The following is a 19,640-nucleotide window of genomic DNA, read 5'->3' as shown; positions in this document are numbered from 1 at the left end:
GTTTAGGAGAATGTCATTAAGAGAAGAAGCATTACATCTGCATAAAGTGAACCAGGGGAAGCTCGAATCCAAATCTAAAGTAGAGGTTAAAAATGCGAAAGATTTAAGCCTTGCTTATTCCCCGGGTGTAGCAGAACCATGTAAGGATATTCATGAAGACATTAACAAAGTATATGATTATACAATGAAGGGGAACATGGTAGCAGTCGTGACAGACGGTACAGCTGTGCTCGGCCTTGGAAATATCGGCCCTGAAGCCGCACTTCCTGTTATGGAAGGTAAAGCCGTTCTTTTCAAAAGCTTTGCCGGCGTAGACGCGTTCCCGATTGCTTTAAACACAAACGATGTTGATAAAATCGTTGAAACTGTAAAATTGCTTGAACCGACATTTGGCGGCGTCAACCTAGAAGATATTGCAGCGCCAAACTGCTTTATCATCGAAGAGCGCCTCAAAAAAGAAACAAATATCCCGGTTTTCCATGATGATCAGCACGGTACTGCCATTGTAACCGTAGCAGGTCTTGTAAACGCGCTGAAACTGTCTGGAAAATCCATGTCATCCATTAAAGTTGTCGCAAACGGCGCGGGTGCGGCTGGTATTGCGATTATCAAGCTTCTTCATCATTATGGCGTTCGCGACATTGTGATGTGCGATTCCAAAGGGGCCATTTATGAAGGGCGCCCGAACGGCATGAACGATGTTAAAAACGAAGTGGCGAAGTTCACAAACCAAGACCGCAAAGACGGTTCTCTGAAAGATGTCATCGTTGATGCTGACGTATTTATCGGTGTCTCTGTAGCAGGCGCGTTAACAAAAGAAATGGTTCAAAGCATGGCAAAAGATCCAATTATCTTTGCAATGGCAAATCCAAATCCGGAAATTATGCCGGAAGATGCGCGTGAAGCTGGAGCGAGCGTTATCGGAACAGGCCGTTCAGATTTCCCGAACCAAGTAAACAATGTGCTTGCCTTCCCGGGAATTTTCCGCGGAGCGCTTGACGTGCGCGCTACTCACATTAACGAAGAAATGAAGATTGCAGCGGTTGAAGCCATTGCTTCACTAGTATCAGACGATGAGCTTAGCCCAGAGTACGTCATCCCTGCACCGTTTGATAAACGTGTTGCGCCTGCTGTGGCTAAGGCTGTGGCGAAAGCGGCAATGGAAACAGGTGTGGCAAGAATTACTGTAGATCCTGAAGAAGTTGCAGAAAAAACCAGAAAACTTACGATTATTGGCGAATAATTTTAATTCATTCCAAAAATGGCAGCGCGTTGGCGGAGACCGGCGCGCTGTTCTCAAGTTAAACTTGCGGTTGAAATTTTTTTGGGGTCAGGACTTAAAAAAATTTCAGCCGAGTTTAACATGATTTTTGAATACGTTACCAACCCTACTGGTTCAACGATTTATCAGGTTTATCATGAGTCTGTCCGCACGCGTATGCGGATAAAAAGTTGTCGAATTGAGGATGACAGCGTTTGACAAAAAAAGTACAATAGTTTCGGTAAAGTTATTAGCAAGTCTATCTGTCTGGATGGCATGCGGTGAAGAGAACCCTTCACAAAAGGGAGGTAATCATTTGTTAAAGGATATATTCACTAAAAAGAAAAAGTATGCTTCCGTACCGTCAGATCAAGCGAAGCACGATGTTCCGGAAGGCATTATGACAAAATGTCCTAAGTGTAAAAAAATCATGCTCACTAAAGAGTTGGATAAAAATATGCGAGTATGCATGAACTGCGATTATCATTTCCCAATGAATGCAAAACAGCGTATCGAAAGCTTGATGGATGAACAGTCCTTTGAGGAATTCAATCAGGGGATGTTATCGGAAAACCCGCTCGGTTTCCCGGGATATCTGGAAAAGCTTGAAAAAGATCGCGAGAAAACATCCTTAAACGAGGCTGTTGTCACAGGCAAGGGCACCATCGGGGGATTTCCTGCTGTTGTCGCGGTAATGGATTCTTCATTCCGTATGGGCAGCATGGGCTCTGTCGTCGGCGAAAAAATCACGCTTGCGATTGAAAAAGCAAAAGCGGATAAAGTTCCGTTTATTATCTTTACTGCTTCCGGCGGTGCAAGGATGCAGGAAGGCATATTAAGCCTTATGCAAATGGCAAAGACAAGCTCTGCCTTAAAATTATTCAGTGAGGAACAGGGTCTCATTATCTCAGTCATGACGCATCCGACTACCGGCGGGGTATCGGCAAGCTTTGCTTCTCTTGGCGATTATAATTTCGCGGAGCCCGGCGCGCTGATCGGTTTTGCCGGAAGAAGGATTATCGAACAGACAATAGGCGAAAAACTGCCGGAGGACTTCCAAACGGCGGAATTCTTATTAAAACATGGACAGCTTGATGCGGTTATTCACCGCGACGACATGAAAAAAACGTTAGAGAATCTGCTGGATATGCATCAAACAGGAGGTGACATTGAGTGGCTGCAAGATTAGAATTTGAAAAACCGGTGATTGAACTGCAAACCAAAATCGCCGAATTAAAAAAATTCACCCAGGATTCGGAAATGGATCTGAGTGCAGAAATCGAACGGCTTGAAGACCGTCTAGCTAAGCTTCAGGATGATATTTATAAAAATCTGAAGCCTTGGGACCGTGTTCAAATCGCACGTCTGCCGGACCGTCCGACAACACTTGATTATATTCATTACCTGTTTACAGACTTTTTTGAATGTCACGGCGACAGAGCGTACGGAGACGATGAAGCCATTGTCGGCGGTATTGCCAAGTTCCACGGCCTGCCTGTGACAGTTATCGGTCATCAGCGCGGAAAAGACACGAAGGAAAACCTGGTCCGCAACTTTGGAATGCCTCATCCTGAGGGCTATCGTAAAGCGCTTCGTCTGATGAAACAGGCTGATAAATTTAACAGACCGATTATCTGTTTTATTGACACGAAGGGGGCATACCCTGGACGAGCAGCTGAAGAGAGAGGACAAAGCGAAGCAATCGCCAAAAACCTGTTTGAAATGGCCGGTCTTAGAGTGCCTGTTGTTTGTATCGTCATCGGCGAAGGCGGAAGCGGCGGAGCTCTAGGTTTAGGTGTGGGCAACCACTTGCATATGCTGGAAAACTCTACTTATTCTGTTATTTCTCCGGAAGGTGCTGCAGCACTCTTATGGAAGGACTCCAGTCTTGCCAAAAAAGCGGCGGAAACAATGAAAATCACTGCGCCTGACTTAAAAGAATTAGGTATTATAGATCATATGATAAAAGAAGTAAAAGGCGGAGCGCACCACGATATTAAGCTGCAGGCAAGCTACATGGATGAAACCCTTAAACAATCGTTAAAGACTTTGCTGAAGCTGAATGAAGAAGAATTAATTCAGCAGCGCTATGAAAAATACAAAGCAATTGGGAAAGTATCGATTGAAGATCAATATATCGGGGTAAACTAAATAAACGTGAAGCCTTTGGCTCACGTTTATTTTTTGTGACATTCCTTAAATTTTATTTAAAAACAATTTATTTAATTGTATAATAGGTAAGGTTTCATAGGGAGGATGGAGATCCCTTTTCATTGTTTTTAGGGCAATGATCATGTTATGTTTTAATCATATATGTTTGCTGAGGTGAATGGAGAATGAAACGTATAGGGGTATTGACGAGCGGCGGGGATTCCCCGGGAATGAATGCAGCAGTTCGCGCAGTTGTCAGAAAAGCGATTTATCATGACGTTGAAGTTTACGGCATTTATAACGGATACTCAGGATTGATCAACGGAAAGATTGAAAAGCTAGAGCTCGGTTCTGTAGGTGATATTATTCATCGCGGAGGAACAAAGCTTTATACAGCAAGATGTCCTGAATTCAAAACGGTTGAAGGCCGTGAAAAAGGGATCGAAAACTTGAAGAAGCTGGGTATCGAAGGGCTTGTCGTTATCGGCGGAGACGGCTCATATATGGGTGCGAAGAAATTAACGGAGCACGGGTTTCCATGTGTAGGTGTACCGGGTACAATTGATAATGACATTCCGGGTACTGATTTTACAATCGGTTTCGACACAGCTTTAAATACAGTAATTGACGCAATTGATAAGATCCGCGATACAGCGACTTCTCATGAACGTACATATGTGATCGAAGTGATGGGCCGCCACGCCGGCGATATTGCATTATGGGCCGGACTTGCAGGCGGCGCGGAATCAATCTTGATCCCTGAGGCTGATTACGACATGCACGAAATCATTGCCCGGTTAAAACGCGGCCATGAGCGCGGGAAGAAACACAGTATTATTATCGTTGCCGAAGGTGTAGGCAGCGGTGTTGAATTCGGGAAACGCATTGAAGAAGAAACAAATCTTGAAACTAGGGTATCTGTATTAGGCCATATCCAGCGCGGCGGTTCCCCAAGTGCTGCTGACCGTGTTCTGGCAAGCCGACTTGGCGCATATGCAGTTGAACTGCTGCTTGAAGGAAAAGGCGGACGCTGTGTAGGTATACAAAACAATAAGCTTGTAGACCATGATATTATAGAAATACTGGATCAAAAACACACAGTTGAGCAAAACATGTATCAGCTTTCAAAAGAACTGTCTATTTAAGAATGCAGCAGAAGGCTGAAGATTTCAGAAGGAAGTGAACGAATTGAGAAAAACAAAAATTGTTTGTACCATCGGTCCGGCAAGTGAAAGTATTGAAATGCTTACGAAATTAATGGAGTCAGGAATGAATGTGGCTCGTTTAAATTTTTCTCACGGAGATTTTGAGGAGCACGGAGCACGTATTAAAAATATCCGCGAAGCGAGCAAAAAGCTCGGCAAAAACGTCGGAATCCTGCTTGATACAAAAGGCCCTGAAATCCGTACACATACAATGGAAAACGGTGCTATTGAGCTTGAAACAGGCAAAGAGCTTATCGTTTCAATGGACGAGGTAGTTGGAACAACTGACAAGATTTCAGTAACGTATGAAGGTTTAGTAGAGGACGTTGAAAAAGGCTCAACGATTCTTTTAGATGACGGGCTTATCGGTCTTGAAGTACTTGAAGTGAATGCCGCTAAACGCGAAATCAAAACAAAAGTACTAAACAACGGAACACTGAAAAATAAAAAAGGCGTTAACGTGCCGGGTGTCAGCGTCAACCTTCCTGGTATTACTGAGAAAGACGCGAGAGATATCGTTTTCGGTATTGAGCAAGGCGTAGATTTCATCGCTGCGTCTTTTGTACGCCGTTCTACTGACGTGCTTGAAATCCGTGAACTTCTTGAGGAGCATAATGCTCAGGATATTCAAATTATCCCTAAAATTGAAAACCAAGAGGGCGTAGACAACATCGATTCTATTCTCGAAGTGTCTGACGGCTTAATGGTTGCGCGCGGAGACTTAGGTGTGGAAATCCCGGCTGAAGAAGTGCCGCTCGTGCAAAAAGACCTGATTAAAAAATGCAACGCACTGGGCAAACCGGTTATTACAGCGACACAAATGCTTGACAGCATGCAGCGCAACCCGCGTCCGACTCGTGCGGAAGCGAGTGACGTCGCAAACGCAATTTTCGACGGCACAGATGCGATCATGCTTTCTGGTGAAACAGCTGCCGGAAACTATCCGGTTGAAGCGGTTCAAACGATGCACAACATCGCATCCCGTTCTGAAGAGGCGCTGAATTACAAAGAGATTCTTTCAAAACGCAGAGACCAGGTAGGCATGACGATTACTGATGCAATCGGCCAATCGGTTGCACATACGGCCATTAACTTGAATGCTACTGCGATTGTGACTCCGACTGAAAGCGGCCATACAGCGCGTATGATTGCTAAATACCGCCCGCAGGCACCGATTGTCGCTGTGACTGTAAATGAGTCTGTTTCCAGAAAGCTCGCTCTTGTATCCGGCGTTTTCGCAGAAAGCGGTCAAAATGCAAGCTCAACTGATGAGATGCTGGAAGATGCTGTGCAAAAATCATTACACAGCGGAATTGTGAAAAATGGTGATCTGATCGTCATTACAGCAGGCACTGTCGGTGAGTCAGGAACAACGAATTTGATGAAAGTTCATACTGTCGGCGATATCATCGCTAAAGGCCAAGGTATCGGCCGCAAATCAGCTTACGGTCCGGTTGTCATTGCGCAAAACGCGAAAGAAGCCGAACAAAAAATGACTGACGGCGCGGTTTTGGTTACAACTAGCACTGACCGTGACATGATCGCGTCTCTTGAAAAAGCGTCTGCCCTTATTACAGAAGAAGGCGGCTTGACAAGCCATGCTGCAGTAGTCGGATTAAGCCTCGGCATTCCGGTTATTGTTGGTTTGGAAAATGCGACATCCATTTTGACAGAAGGCCAGGATATTACGGTTGACGCTTCTAGAGGGGCAGTCTACCAAGGCCGTGCAAGTGTACTTTAATTACATCTGAAAATGGGAAGGGAGCGTATTCCCTTCCTTTTCTCTATTTGTCACTATTTTTGAACTAAGGCGTTTTACACATGTGGGGGGCTGGAGATGAGGTTTTTATTTTTGCTTTTTATTGTGTTTCCGGCAATTGAAATCGGCATATTTCTATTTTCGGGCAAGCTGATCGGCATTCTTCCGACGGTCCTTTTAATGATTCTGACCGGAATCATTGGGGCAGCAGCTGCCAAAAAACAAGGAACTGAAGTCTACTTCAAGGTTCAGCGTGACCTTCAATACGGCAAGATGCCTGGTGAAGCGATTGCTGACGGCCTGTGCATCTTTATTGGCGGCCTTTTGCTGATGCTGCCAGGCTTTTTATCAGACCTGGCCGGCGCATGCCTGCTTATCCCGTTCACCCGCAGCTGGTGTAAGCCGATCCTGTTCAAATGGCTGAGAGGCATGTCGAAGAACAAGCGGATCATTATAAAATAAAAACGGCAGCCTGCATTATGGGCTGCTGTTTTATTTTTGCTGGACAGTGATGTAGGACCATATTTCCTTTAAGGCACCTGTTGTAATAAAAGCCTGGATGACGACGAGAACGGCAGGACCGGCAATCAGTCCTAAAAATCCGAACAATTTAAAGCCTGCAAAGAGGGCAATGAGTGTTGCCAGCGGATCGATTCCGATTGATTTACTTAATATTTTGGGCTCTGTCAACTGCCGCTGAACGAGTACGACAAGGTACAGCACACCAATTCCAATTGCTTGAGGAAGCTGGCCTGTAATCGATAAATACAAAATCCACGGCACGAAGACGGATCCTGCTCCTAAATACGGGAGAAGGTCGACTAGCCCGATTAAAAAAGCAATCGTTGCTGCATGTTCAACCTTTAAGAGAGAAAGACCGATGAATACAATGACCATCGTAAGAAATACAAGAACAGCCTGTGCTTTAATGAAACCGGTCATTGCTTTTTTCAGCTCGCTGCTGATCGCCTTTCCGTTTGCTGTTATTCGATCCGGCAGCACTGAAACGAGCACCGCTTTCAGCTTGTGCCAATCCTTTGTCATGAAAAATGTAGCAAGAAGTGAAAATATCAAAACAGCCGCGGTATTCGGAAGCAGCGCGAAAAACTTCGGGATCATTTCAAGAATGTGAGACAGCAGCAGTCCTGCGTTTTTGGCAGCGGAATCTCCAAGTGTCTGAATGTGAGTGACGATGGAAGCCTGCTGGTTGGTCTCCAATTCATGAAATAAAACGGTCAGTTCGTGATAGAGCGGCTGGATATGAGTGGTAAACAGTTTTTCACAATAAGAGATAAATGTGCTGATATGCGGAGGAAGGGTTTTTGCAAGATATGCAGTCCCTGTTACGATTTCTGCTACCACAATGGTCAGCACACCGAACGCCGCGAGCAGAAAAAAGGCAAGCACGCCGATGACATTTAAAGTTCGCGGGAATCCCGTCACCTTGTCCAAGTAGTCTACAACAGGGTGAATCGCTGTTGAAAGAATAAGGGCAATGAGGAACGGATATGTTAACGGAAACGAATAATAAACAGCGGCTGCTGACCCGACTGTAAGCGACACGACAAAGAGGGTACGGAAAAAAATAGTGATATAGGATTGATTCACAAAAACGATCCTCCTCTCGTCAGCATGTCCTATTGTTATGTTTATTCACGGTACGGCTGTATATGAATACATTCATCTTAAAGGAGGGATGACGCGTGTTTACACAAGCGAATTTATTTTTAATATTACTCTTGGCTATTGCACTTATCGCAAAAAATCAATCGCTGCTTTTTGCTGTATCCGTCCTTTTGATCATAAAAATCGTGGGACTTGACCAAAAAATTTTTCCGACTATCCAGTCAAAAGGCATCAACTGGGGCGTGACCGTCATCACAATTGCTGTTCTTGTTCCAATCGCCACAGGAGAGATTGGATTTAAACAGCTTGGTGAGGCAATGCGTTCTTCTTACGCATGGATTGCATTAGGGGCGGGAATTGCCGTTGCGCTGATTGCCAAAAATGGCCTGACCCTGCTGGAAAACGATCCTCACATCACCACTGCTCTTGTCATCGGTACCATTCTCGCCGTCGCGCTTTTCGGCGGAGTCGCAGTGGGTCCGCTGATCGGAGCGGGGATTGCTTATATTGCGATGCAGCTCGTAAAACTATTCACTTCATGAAAAAAGCGGCTTGCTGCCGCTTTTTTTTAATGCCAAAAACCCGCAAATAAAGGCGTTTTTTAGGGAAAATCATAGAATGAAAAAAAAAATTATAGGTAAACATTTAACAAATGTCTGATTATTGTTTATAATAGGAATAGGCACAAACTTAAAAAAGCTTATAAGAATTTGTTATGTTCTTTCATAAGCAAAGGGTTTCAGCACCAGCAGGCAGTAAAATGTAAGCATTTTCTTTTGGGGGGAGAAATACTTACAACGTGCTTTTTAAGTTAGCCTCATGTTTTTACAACACTCTTAAAGGGGAAATTTATTGAAAAGGAGATGTTATATATGACAGCGACACGCGGTCTTGAAGGGGTTGTAGCAACAACATCATCTGTTAGTTCGATTATTGATGATACCCTTACATATGTGGGGTATGATATCGATGATTTGACAGAGAATGCGAGCTTTGAAGAAATCATTTACTTGCTTTGGCACTTAAGGCTGCCAAACAAAAAAGAGCTTGATGAGTTAAAACAGCAGTTAGCAAAAGAAGCTGCCGTTCCGCAAGAAATTATTGAGCACTTCAAATCTTATTCCCTCGAAAATGTTCATCCCATGGCTGCTCTTCGGACAGCGATTTCTTTACTAGGCCTGCTTGACAGCGAGGCTGATACCATGAACCCGGAAGCCAACTACAGAAAGGCGATCCGCCTTCAGGCAAAGGTGCCTGGTCTGGTTGCAGCGTTTTCCAGAATCCGCAAGGGTCTTGAACCCGTTGAGCCAAGAGAAGACTACGGCATTGCCGAGAATTTTCTCTACACATTAAATGGAGAAGAGCCTTCACCGATTGAGGTTGAAGCCTTCAACAAAGCACTGATTTTACATGCCGATCACGAGCTGAACGCGTCAACGTTTACAGCGAGGGTCTGTGTGGCAACACTTTCGGATATCTACTCAGGAATTACTGCAGCAATCGGCGCACTGAAGGGCCCGCTGCACGGCGGTGCAAACGAAGGCGTCATGAAAATGCTGACAGAGATCGGCGAAGTGGAGAATGTCGAGCCTTTCGTTCGCGCCAAGATGGAAAAGAAAGAAAAAATAATGGGATTCGGCCATCGCGTTTATAAGCATGGCGATCCGCGCGCCAAACATTTAAAAGAAATGAGCAAACGTCTGACCAACCTGACCGGCGAAAGCAAATGGTATGACATGTCGATTCGCATCGAAGAAATCGTGACATCAGAAAAAAAGCTTCCGCCTAACGTTGATTTCTATTCCGCTTCTGTTTATCACAGCCTCGGAATTGACCATGACCTGTTCACACCGATTTTTGCTGTGAGCAGAATGTCCGGCTGGCTCGCTCATATCCTTGAGCAGTATGACAATAACCGCCTGATCCGCCCGCGTGCAGATTACACAGGCCCTGACAAACAAACTTTTGTTCCGATTGAAGAAAGAGCCTAAAGAACCATAGGGGGCTGGCTTATGTTAATGAAGTTAGCCTCTTGTTCAGAACATCAAAGATGGTTTACACTTTAGAATGTTAAGAAAAATCATTTTGTTTTCTATATAAGAAAAATAAAATGTTTTCTAAATATGAATTACATACTGGGAGGTTTTTATTGTGGCACAAGGTGAAAAAATTACAGTCTCTAACGGAGTATTAAACGTACCAAACAACCCGATTATCCCGTTTATTGAAGGAGACGGAACCGGTCCTGATATTTGGAATGCGGCTTCAAAAGTTTTGGAAGCCGCAGTAGAAAAAGCATATAAAGGTGAAAAGAAAATTACGTGGAAAGAAGTTTATGCCGGAGAAAAGGCTTATAATAAAACAGGTGAGTGGCTTCCTGCTGAAACATTAGATGTCATCCGCGAATATTTCATCGCGATTAAAGGCCCGTTAACGACACCTGTCGGCGGCGGTATTCGTTCTTTGAACGTAGCGCTCAGACAAGAGCTTGACCTATTCGTTTGCTTGAGACCGGTAAGATATTTTACTGGAGTGCCGTCACCGGTAAAACGCCCTGAGGATACTGACATGGTCATCTTCCGTGAAAATACAGAAGATATTTACGCAGGCATCGAGTACGCAAAAGGCTCTGAAGAAGTGCAAAAGCTCATCAGCTTCCTGCAAAATGAATTGAATGTCAACAAAATCCGCTTCCCTGAAACATCAGGTATCGGCATTAAGCCTGTTTCTGAAGAAGGAACAAGCCGTCTGGTCAGAGCGGCAATTGAATATGCGATTGAGCACGGCCGCAAGTCTGTAACGCTTGTACACAAAGGAAACATCATGAAGTTCACGGAAGGCGCCTTCAAAAACTGGGGCTATGAGCTTGCGGAGAGAGAATACGGCGAAAAAGTCTTCACATGGGCTGAATATGACCGCATTGCTGAAAAAGACGGAAAAGACGCCGCTAATAAAGCGCAAAGCGAAGCAGAAGCAGCAGGCAAAATCATTATCAAAGACAGCATTGCTGATATTTTCCTTCAGCAGATTCTGACACGTCCAAGCGAATTTGATGTTGTTGCAACAATGAACCTTAACGGAGACTATATTTCTGACGCTCTTGCGGCGCAAGTAGGCGGAATCGGTATTGCTCCTGGGGCGAACATCAACTACGAAACAGGACATGCGATTTTCGAGGCGACACACGGAACGGCTCCTAAATACGCCGGACTTGATAAAGTAAACCCATCTTCAGTTATTCTTTCAGGTGTGCTGCTGCTTGAGCATTTAGGATGGAATGAAGCGGCTGATTTAATCATTAAATCTATGGAAAAAACAATCGCTTCTAAAGTCGTAACTTACGATTTTGCCAGATTAATGGACGGCGCGACTGAAGTTAAATGTTCAGAGTTCGGAGAAGAACTGATTAAAAACATGGACTAAGCAAGGAAACAGCCTAAAATTAGCCATAAAGGAGAAGAGAGACATGGGAAATACTCGTAAAAAAGTTTCTGTTATCGGAGCAGGTTTTACCGGAGCGACAACAGCTTTCTTAACCGCTCAAAAAGAGCTGGCGGACGTTGTTCTCGTTGATATCCCGCAATTGGAGAACCCGACGAAAGGAAAAGCCCTTGATATGCTGGAAGCCAGCCCGGTTCAAGGCTTTGACGCGAAAATTACGGGTACATCTAATTATGAGGATACGGCGGGCTCTGACATTGTTGTCATTACAGCCGGTATTGCAAGAAAACCTGGTATGAGCAGGGATGATCTAGTCTCTACAAACGAAAAAATTATGAGAAGCGTCACACGAGAAATCGTGAAATATTCTCCTGACTCTATCATTGTGGTTTTGACAAACCCTGTTGATGCAATGACATACGCAGTATATAAAGAGTCTGGCTTCCCGAAAGAGCGCGTGATCGGCCAATCAGGTGTGCTTGATACGGCAAGATTCAGAACGTTTGTGGCGGAGGAATTAAACTTGTCAGTGAAAGATGTGACTGGTTTTGTTCTCGGCGGGCACGGTGACGATATGGTGCCGCTTGTACGTTATTCTTATGCTGGCGGTATCCCGCTTGAAACTCTCATTCCAAAAGACCGGATTGACGCGATTGTGGAGCGCACAAGAAAAGGCGGCGGCGAGATCGTGAATCTTTTAGGAAATGGAAGCGCGTATTATGCGCCTGCGGCTTCATTGACAGAAATGATCGAAGCAATCTTAAAAGATCAGCGCCGCGTCCTTCCTACAATTGCTTATCTTGAGGGAGAATACGGCTATGAAGGCATCTACCTTGGTGTTCCTACAATTGTCGGAGGAAACGGGCTTGAACAAATCATTGAGCTTGAATTGACAGAATACGAGAAAGAACAGCTGAATAAATCAGTTGAATCTGTCAAAAATGTGATGAAAGTATTATCCTAAAATAAAAAGAGAAAGGCTGGTTTAATCGAAGCCTTTCTCTTTTTATTACAAAATGAAAGCGCTTCCCCCTATTCCTCAGCTGCCTCTTGTATTTTTCTTTTAAAATGATGTAAAAGGCGAATTGTCGGAATGTCCGGCTTTCGTTAAAATAAAATCATGAAACATGGTAAGATGACATAAAATAGAGAAATAGGATGTCGGGGAATTAAGATACTGGAGGCACAGCATGAACAAGAAAATTTTAGTTGTGGATGATGAAGAATCTATCGTTACACTTTTGCAGTACAATTTGGAGCGATCAGGCTATGAGGTTATTACTGCTTCGGATGGAGAAGAAGCACTCAAAAGAGCGGAAACAGAAAATCCTGATTTAATTGTGCTTGATGTGATGCTTCCAAAGCTGGATGGAATTGAAGTATGCAAGCAGCTGAGACAGCAAAAACTCATGTTTCCTATTTTGATGCTGACAGCGAAGGATGAAGAATTTGACAAAGTATTAGGGCTTGAGCTTGGTGCTGATGATTATATGACCAAGCCGTTCAGCCCTCGAGAAGTCAATGCAAGGGTAAAAGCTATTTTAAGGCGTTCTGAAATGGCTGCGCCCTCTAATGATATGAAAAACGAGGAAACAGAAGGACAAATTGTTATCGGCGATTTGAAGATTCTGCCCGATCATTATGAAGCTTATTTTAAAGAAAATCAGCTTGAGCTGACACCGAAAGAATTTGAGCTGCTTTTGTATTTAGGCAGACATAAAGGCAGAGTGCTGACGAGAGATTTGCTTTTAAGTGCTGTCTGGAATTACGATTTTGCCGGAGATACGAGAATTGTTGATGTGCATATCAGCCATCTTCGAGACAAAATTGAAACGAATACAAAAAAACCGATCTATATTAAAACCATTAGGGGATTGGGGTATAAATTGGAGGAGCCAAAAATGAATGATTAAATATCGTGTGCGCCTTTTTTCTGTGCTCGTTGTCTGTATGATTGTGGTGTTTAGTGTACTCGGGCTGTTTTTACAGCAGCTCTTTGAATCTTCTGATCAAAAAAAATCGGAGGAACACATTGAAAAGGAAGCCAAATACATGGCTTCGCTGCTTGATGCCGGCAATCTGAATGACCAGGCAAATGAGAAAGTCATTAAAGATGCAGGCAGTGCGCTTGATGTAGAAGCGTCCGTGATCGATACAGAAGGAAAGGTGCTGTACGGGTCTGACGGCAGCGCGGCGGATTCTTCACAGATTCAGGCGCTTGTCTCCGGTCATGAGGGAGTTCTCGAAAAAGAGGAGAACATGCTTTATTATGGGCTTTCGCTTAGGAGCAAAGGCGAAAAAACTGGGTATGTGCTGCTTACTTCCCGTGAAGAAAGCTCGGGTCTGAATGGCGAGATGTGGGGCATGCTGACGGCCAGTCTTTGTACCGCTTTTATTATTATTGTTTTCTTTTATTCTAATATGACCTCTCGCTACAAAAGATCTATTGAAGCAGCCACAAACATGGCAACAGAGCTGTCCAAGGGGAATTACGATGCCCGTACATACGGCGGTTATATCAGGCGTTCTGACAAGCTTGGCCGGGCCATGAACAGCCTTGCTGTTGATCTGATGGAAATGACGAGGACGCAGGAAATGCAGCGCGACCGCCTGCTGACTGTCATTGAAAACATCGGCTCCGGGCTGATTATGATTGATGGAAGAGGTTTTATCAATCTCGTCAACAGGTCTTACGCGAAGCAGTTTCATGTCAATCCGAATCAGATGCTGCGCCGTCTTTATCATGATGCATTTGAACATGAAGAAGTGATTCAGCTTGTCGAAGAGATTTTTATGACTGAGACGAAGAAATGCAAGCTATTAAGGCTTCCGATCAAAATTGAAAGGCGTTATTTTGAAGTGGACGGCGTTCCTATTATGGGGCCGGATGATGAATGGAAAGGGATCGTGCTCGTTTTTCATGACATGACGGAAACGAAAAAATTAGAGCAGATGAGAAAAGATTTTGTGGCCAATGTTTCCCACGAGCTGAAAACGCCGATTACATCGATCAAAGGGTTTACGGAAACGCTATTAGACGGGGCAATGGAGGACAAAGAGGCGCTTTCAGAATTTCTCTCGATTATTTTAAAGGAAAGCAAAAGGCTTCAGTCATTGGTGCAGGATTTGCTTGATCTTTCTAAGATTGAGCAGCAAAACTTTACGCTCAGCATCGAAACGTTCGATGCAGCGAAAATGCTGGCTGATATTGAAACGCTACTTAAGCATAAAGCGACGGAGAGAGGTATCTCTTTACAGCTGAATGTTCCGAAAGACCCTCTCTATGTAGCGGGCGACCCGTACCGGCTGAAACAGGTGTTTTTGAATCTCGTAAACAATGCATTAACCTATACACCGGAGAAGGGTTCGGTAGCTATCAATGTCAAACCGGGAGAAACAGAGATTCAAATCGAAGTTTCCGATACCGGGATTGGCATCCAGAAAGAAGAAATTCCCCGCATCTTTGAACGGTTTTACCGCGTTGATAAAGACAGAAGCAGAAACTCAGGCGGGACCGGTCTCGGTCTTGCGATTGTAAAGCATTTAATAGAGGCTCATGAAGGCAAAATCGATGTGACAAGCGAGCCGGGCAGAGGCACTGTGTTTACAGTGACGCTGAAGCGGGCTGCTGAAAAGCCTGTTTAATGTTTACAAAGCTTTAACAATATCTTCATGCACTGTTAAACCTATGCTGGTAGGATGTAGTAGAACCCCTTCATCCAAGGAGCCAATTTTGACGGCGGGAACCTTTTTGTGTTCCCGTCCTTTTTTGTGTGTTCTCATCGGTTCGCGTATTTTCCTTTCAAATTGAACTTTGTTAAAATAAGAGAAGCTAAAGACTATTATTATGAGATGAATGGAAGCTGCTGCTTCTTAGGAGGATATTGAATGACGGAACGAAAAAAATTAGTGCTTGTAGACGGAAACAGTCTCGCTTACCGGGCGTTTTTCGCATTGCCGCTGTTAAGCAATGATAAAGGAATTCATACAAATGCGGTTTACGGTTTTGCGATGATTTTGATGAAAATGCTTGAGGATGAAAAGCCGACGCATATGCTGGTCGCGTTTGATGCCGGGAAAACGACGTTTCGTCACGGCACATTTAAAGAGTATAAAGGCGGAAGACAGAAAACCCCGCCTGAGCTTTCAGAACAAATGCCGTTTATCCGCGAGCTGCTTGATTCCTATCAAATCAGCCGCTACGAACTGGAACAATACGAAGCTGACGACATTATCGGCACACTCGCCAAATCGGCTGAAAAAGACGGCTTTGAGGTAAAGGTTTTCTCGGGAGATAAGGATTTAACACAGCTGGCAACAGATCAGACGACGGTTGCCATTACGAGAAAAGGAATTACCGATGTTGAGTTTTACACACCAGAGCACGTCCGGGAGAAATACGGACTCACGCCTGACCAAATTATTGATATGAAGGGTTTAATGGGGGATTCTTCTGACAACATACCGGGTGTGCCTGGTGTCGGGGAAAAAACCGCGATTAAGCTGTTAAAGCAATTCCATTCTGTTGAAAAGCTTCTCGAATCAATTGATGAGGTAAGCGGAAAAAAACTCAAGGAAAAGCTTGAAGAATTTAAGGATCAGGCCTTGATGAGCAAGGAATTGGCAACGATTATGACCGATGCGCCGATTGAGGTGTCCGTTTCGGGTCTGGAATATCAAGGCTTTAATCGTGAACAGGTCATTGCCATCTTTAAGGACCTTGGGTTCAATACGCTTCTTGAACGGCTCGGGGAAGACGGTGTAGAGGCGGAGCAGGATCAGTTGTTAGAAGAAATTGATGTCAAAACAGTCACCGATGTGACTAGCGATATATTGGTTTCTCCATCTGCATTTGTCGTTGAACAGATTGGCGATAATTATCATGAAGTGCCGATTCTCGGTTTTTCAATAGTGAACGAAACGGGAGCCTACTTTATTCCAAAAGACGCTGCTGTCGAGTCTGATGTGTTTAAAGAATGGGTGGAAAATGACGATCAGAAAAAATGGGTCTTTGACAGCAAGCGGGCTGTCGTGGCTTTGCGCTGGCAGGGCATTGAGCTGAAAGGTGCGGAGTTTGATACGCTTCTTGCCGCTTATATCATTAATCCGGGCAATTCGTATGACGACGTTGCCAGTGTGGCTAAGGATTACGGCTTGCACATCGTTTCAAGCGATGAATCAGTTTACGGCAAGGGAGCAAAACGCGCAGTGCCGGCAGAAGGCGAACTGTCTGAGCATCTCGTCAGAAAGGCCTTAGCCATTCAAAGCCTCCGGGAAAAGCTCGTTCAGGAGCTGGAGAACAACGATCAGCTTGAATTGTTTGAGGAGCTGGAAATGCCGCTGGCGCTTATTCTCGGAGAAATGGAATCAACGGGCGTTAAGGTTGATGTTGACCGCTTAAAACGAATGGGAGAAGAACTGAGCGCCAAGCTGAAGGAATATGAAGAAAAAATTCATGATATTGCGGGAGAGTCGTTTAATATCAATTCTCCTAAACAGCTCGGCGTCATCCTGTTTGAAAAGATCGGCCTGCCAGTTGTGAAGAAAACGAAAACAGGCTATTCAACGTCTGCTGATGTGCTTGAAAAGCTGGCTGACAAACATGATATTGTTGACTATATTTTGCAGTACAGACAAATCGGCAAGCTGCAATCGACATACATCGAAGGGCTTTTAAAGGTGACAAGAAAAGATACACACAAGGTGCATACACGCTTTAACCAAGCCTTAACGCAAACAGGGCGCCTCAGCTCGACCGATCCGAACCTGCAAAACATACCGATCAGGCTTGAGGAAGGGCGCAAGATCCGTCAGGCCTTTGTTCCGTCTGAAAAAGACTGGCTCATTTTTGCTGCTGATTACTCGCAAATCGAGCTGCGGGTGCTTGCCCACATTTCAAAGGATGAAAATTTGATCGAAGCCTTTACAAACGACATGGATATTCATACAAAAACAGCAATGGATGTGTTCCATGTTGCTGAGGATGAAGTGACATCGGCGATGAGACGCCAGGCGAAAGCGGTCAACTTCGGGATCGTATACGGCATCAGTGATTACGGGCTTTCACAGAATCTCGGCATTACGCGGAAAGAAGCCGGGGCATTCATCGACCGATATTTGGAAAGCTTCCAGGGCGTCAAAGCGTATATGGAGGACTCGGTGCAGGACGCGAAGCAAAAAGGCTACGTAACCACGCTGCTGCATCGCCGCCGCTACATCCCTGAACTGACGAGCCGAAACTTTAATATCCGCAGCTTTGCGGAGCGGACGGCAATGAATACGCCGATTCAAGGAAGTGCCGCGGATATTATTAAAAAAGCCATGATTGATATGGCAGCCAAGCTGAAAGAAAAGCAGCTGAAGACAAGATTGCTGCTTCAAGTCCACGATGAATTGATTTTTGAAGCGCCGAAGGAAGAAATTAAAATACTTGAAAAGCTTGTTCCAGAAGTGATGGAGCATGCGCTTGCATTAGATGTGCCGTTAAAGGTGGACTTTGCTTCAGGCCCATCCTGGTACGATGCGAAATAAACAGAGATAAAGGAAGTGATGGATGTGCCGGAATTACCAGAGGTTGAAACTGTCCGGCGCACTCTGACCGGGCTTGTAAGAGGAAAAACAATCAAATCGGTAGAGATCAGATGGCCGAATATCATCAAACGGCCTGCCGAACCGGAGGAATTTGCGCGAAACTTAGCAGGAGAAACCATCCAGTCTATCGGAAGACGGGGAAAGTTTTTGCTGTTTTACTTGGATCATTATGTCATGGTCTCCCACCTTCGTATGGAAGGGAAGTACGGGCTTCACCAAGAGGAGGAGCCGGACGATAAACACGTGCATGTCATATTTACGATGACGGACGGAACCCAGCTGCGTTACAGGGACGTTCGGAAATTCGGAACCATGCATTTATTTAAACCGGGAGAGGAAGCAGGGGAGCTGCCGCTTTCTCAGCTCGGACCCGAACCGGATGCAGAAGAATTTACGAGTGCGTATTTGAAAGCACGGCTGGCGAAAACAAACCGAGCTGTCAAAACCGCTCTTCTGGATCAGAAAACGGTCGTCGGACTCGGGAACATTTATGTGGACGAGGCTCTGTTCAGAGCGGGCGTCCATCCTGAGACAAAAGCAAACCAGCTATCAGATAAAAAAATCAAAAAACTTCATGCTGAAATTAAAAATACCCTTCAGGAAGCGATTGATGCCGGTGGAAGCACTGTCCGGTCGTATATCAATTCCCAAGGAGAAATCGGAATGTTTCAGCTGCAGCATTTTGTGTACGGGAAAAAAGATGAGCCCTGCAAAAATTGCGGCACCATGATTACCAAAATTGTCGTCGGAGGCAGAGGCACACATTTTTGCGCCAAGTGCCAGAAAAAATAGAGGAATGCTTCATCGTCCAAGCTGTCGGTGCATATATCAGTAACTCTGTAATAGAGGAAGTGCCGTTTTTCGGAAACACGGATTTTTCACTTTTCCATATACATGATTGTGATGAATCTCCGGGCATTTAACATCTGATACAAGAGCACCAACAGAAAGGAAGAAACGGATATGCAAATGGTTTCTATACTGCTGCTGGCGTTAGCTGTCAGCTTGGACAGTTTTTCAGTCGGGTTTACGTATGGATTGCGAAAAATGAAGATACCGCTAAAAGCCATAATTGTCATTGCCTTCTGTTCCGGCACTGTTATGTTTATATCCATGCTGATCGGAAGCTTTCTCACCAAGTTTTTTCCCGTGTATGTGACTGAGAAGCTCGGCGGGTTAATATTGGTTGGGATCGGCGTGTGGGTTTTATATCAATTTTTCAGGCCGGCAAAAGACAAAGACTACTTATTGCATGAAAAAACGCTGCTTAATTTAGAGGTTCGGTCATTGGGCATTGTGATCCATATTTTGAGAAAACCGATGAGTGCGGATATCGACAAATCTGGTGTGATTAATGGAATTGAAGCGGTGTTATTGGGATTCGCCCTGTCGATTGATGCCTTCGGAGCAGGTATGGGAGCAGCCATTCTCGGTTTTTCCCCCATTGCGATGAGCATAACCGTCGCGATGATGAGTTCGCTGTTTGTGTCAGTCGGCATCAATGCCGGCCATATTCTGTCTAAATGGAGATGGATCGATAAAATGGCGTTTTTGCCGGGGCTTCTGCTGATCACGATCGGGCTCTGGAAATTGTAAAAAGGAGTGG

15 protein-coding genes and 1 pseudogene are annotated in these 19,640 nt (G+C 44.8%); 15 read left to right on the top strand and 1 reads right to left on the bottom strand.

Annotated elements, in window-relative coordinates:
• Nucleotides 1-10 precede the first annotated feature (10 nt).
• The 6 genes from ystJ (at nt 11) to AU387_RS09900 (ending at nt 6,838) form a co-directional block, all read left to right on the top strand.
• Nucleotides 11-1,243, top strand: coding sequence for an NADP-dependent malic enzyme (gene ystJ, locus AU387_RS09925; protein ID WP_044153862.1), 1,233 nt, complete (start codon nt 11-13; stop codon nt 1,241-1,243).
• 334 nt (nt 1,244-1,577) lie between these two features.
• Entirely contained in the window at nt 1,578-2,450 is an 873-nt protein-coding gene (accD, locus tag AU387_RS09920) for an acetyl-CoA carboxylase, carboxyltransferase subunit beta (protein ID WP_044153863.1), read from the top strand.
• Complete coding sequence (gene accA / locus AU387_RS09915; RefSeq protein ID WP_024122460.1) at nt 2,435-3,412, top strand: acetyl-CoA carboxylase carboxyl transferase subunit alpha; 978 nt, start codon at nt 2,435-2,437, stop codon at nt 3,410-3,412. The genes accD and accA overlap by 16 nt, the downstream gene beginning before the upstream one ends.
• 185 nt (nt 3,413-3,597) lie before the next feature.
• Entirely contained in the window at nt 3,598-4,557 is a 960-nt protein-coding gene (pfkA, locus tag AU387_RS09910) for a 6-phosphofructokinase (protein ID WP_044153864.1), read from the top strand.
• A gap of 43 nt (nt 4,558-4,600) precedes the next feature.
• The gene (gene pyk / locus AU387_RS09905) at nt 4,601-6,358 is read left to right on the top strand and encodes a pyruvate kinase (RefSeq protein WP_044153869.1); all 1,758 of its coding nucleotides are present in this window, start codon (nt 4,601-4,603) and stop codon (nt 6,356-6,358) included.
• A gap of 96 nt (nt 6,359-6,454) precedes the next feature.
• Nucleotides 6,455-6,838, top strand: coding sequence for an FxsA family protein (locus tag AU387_RS09900; RefSeq protein WP_024122457.1), 384 nt, complete (start codon nt 6,455-6,457; stop codon nt 6,836-6,838).
• Between the two features lie 30 nt (nt 6,839-6,868).
• On the opposite strand, the gene ytvI is transcribed toward AU387_RS09900, so the two are convergent.
• Nucleotides 6,869-7,984, bottom strand: a complete 1,116-nt coding sequence (gene ytvI / locus AU387_RS09895; protein ID WP_059293429.1) for a sporulation integral membrane protein YtvI — start codon at nt 7,982-7,984, stop codon at nt 6,869-6,871.
• 95 nt (nt 7,985-8,079) lie between these two features.
• On the opposite strand from ytvI, the gene AU387_RS09890 reads away from it, so the two are divergent.
• From AU387_RS09890 to ytaF, 9 genes and pseudogenes are all read left to right on the top strand, one after another.
• On the top strand, nt 8,080-8,544 hold the full coding sequence (locus AU387_RS09890; RefSeq protein ID WP_044153881.1) for a DUF441 domain-containing protein: 465 nt from the start codon (nt 8,080-8,082) through the stop codon (nt 8,542-8,544).
• Between the two features lie 330 nt (nt 8,545-8,874).
• Nucleotides 8,875-9,993, top strand: coding sequence for a citrate synthase (gene citZ / locus AU387_RS09885; protein WP_010335272.1), 1,119 nt, complete (start codon nt 8,875-8,877; stop codon nt 9,991-9,993).
• Nucleotides 9,994-10,153: 160 nt separating this feature from the next.
• Entirely contained in the window at nt 10,154-11,425 is a 1,272-nt protein-coding gene (icd, locus tag AU387_RS09880; RefSeq protein WP_024122455.1) for an NADP-dependent isocitrate dehydrogenase, read from the top strand.
• 43 nt (nt 11,426-11,468) lie between these two features.
• A complete protein-coding gene (gene mdh, locus AU387_RS09875; protein WP_010335270.1) occupies nt 11,469-12,407 on the top strand; it encodes a malate dehydrogenase in 939 nt (312 codons plus the stop codon).
• Nucleotides 12,408-12,633: 226 nt separating this feature from the next.
• Nucleotides 12,634-13,356, top strand: a complete 723-nt coding sequence (phoP, locus tag AU387_RS09870; protein ID WP_010335269.1) for a two-component system response regulator PhoP — start codon at nt 12,634-12,636, stop codon at nt 13,354-13,356.
• A complete protein-coding gene (gene pnpS / locus AU387_RS09865) occupies nt 13,349-15,088 on the top strand; it encodes a two-component system histidine kinase PnpS (protein WP_044153891.1) in 1,740 nt (579 codons plus the stop codon). The genes phoP and pnpS overlap by 8 nt, the downstream gene beginning before the upstream one ends.
• Before the next feature lie 243 nt (nt 15,089-15,331).
• Nucleotides 15,332-17,974 carry a DNA polymerase I gene (gene polA, locus AU387_RS09860; protein ID WP_059335583.1) on the top strand — a complete coding sequence of 881 codons (2,643 nt, stop codon included), beginning with the start codon at nt 15,332-15,334 and terminating at the stop codon, nt 17,972-17,974.
• Nucleotides 17,975-17,998: 24 nt separating this feature from the next.
• The gene (mutM, locus tag AU387_RS09855) at nt 17,999-18,826 is read left to right on the top strand and encodes a DNA-formamidopyrimidine glycosylase (protein WP_059335582.1); all 828 of its coding nucleotides are present in this window, start codon (nt 17,999-18,001) and stop codon (nt 18,824-18,826) included.
• A gap of 153 nt (nt 18,827-18,979) precedes the next feature.
• Nucleotides 18,980-19,630, top strand: a pseudogene (gene ytaF, locus AU387_RS21195) (sporulation membrane protein YtaF); the annotation flags it as partial.
• Between the last annotated feature and the right edge of the window lie 10 nt (nt 19,631-19,640).

The organism is Bacillus halotolerans (assembly GCF_001517105.1).
Taxonomy (GTDB): Bacteria; Bacillota; Bacilli; order Bacillales; family Bacillaceae; genus Bacillus; species Bacillus halotolerans.
This window is presented reverse-complemented; position numbering and strand designations above follow the sequence as displayed.

Bases quoted from the DNA above. Each gene is read 5' to 3' on its own strand.
- ystJ (WP_044153862.1), top strand. From the start codon at position 11: ATGTCATTAAGAGAAGAAGCATTACATCTGCATAAAGTGAACCAGGGG.
- pfkA (WP_044153864.1), top strand. From the start codon at position 3,598: ATGAAACGTATAGGGGTATTGACGAGCGGCGGGGATTCCCCGGGAATG.
- AU387_RS09900 (WP_024122457.1), top strand. From the start codon at position 6,455: ATGAGGTTTTTATTTTTGCTTTTTATTGTGTTTCCGGCAATTGAAATC.
- citZ (WP_010335272.1), top strand. From the start codon at position 8,875: ATGACAGCGACACGCGGTCTTGAAGGGGTTGTAGCAACAACATCATCT.
- mdh (WP_010335270.1), top strand. From the start codon at position 11,469: ATGGGAAATACTCGTAAAAAAGTTTCTGTTATCGGAGCAGGTTTTACC.
- phoP (WP_010335269.1), top strand. From the start codon at position 12,634: ATGAACAAGAAAATTTTAGTTGTGGATGATGAAGAATCTATCGTTACA.
- pnpS (WP_044153891.1), top strand. From the start codon at position 13,349: ATGATTAAATATCGTGTGCGCCTTTTTTCTGTGCTCGTTGTCTGTATG.
- polA (WP_059335583.1), top strand. From the start codon at position 15,332: ATGACGGAACGAAAAAAATTAGTGCTTGTAGACGGAAACAGTCTCGCT.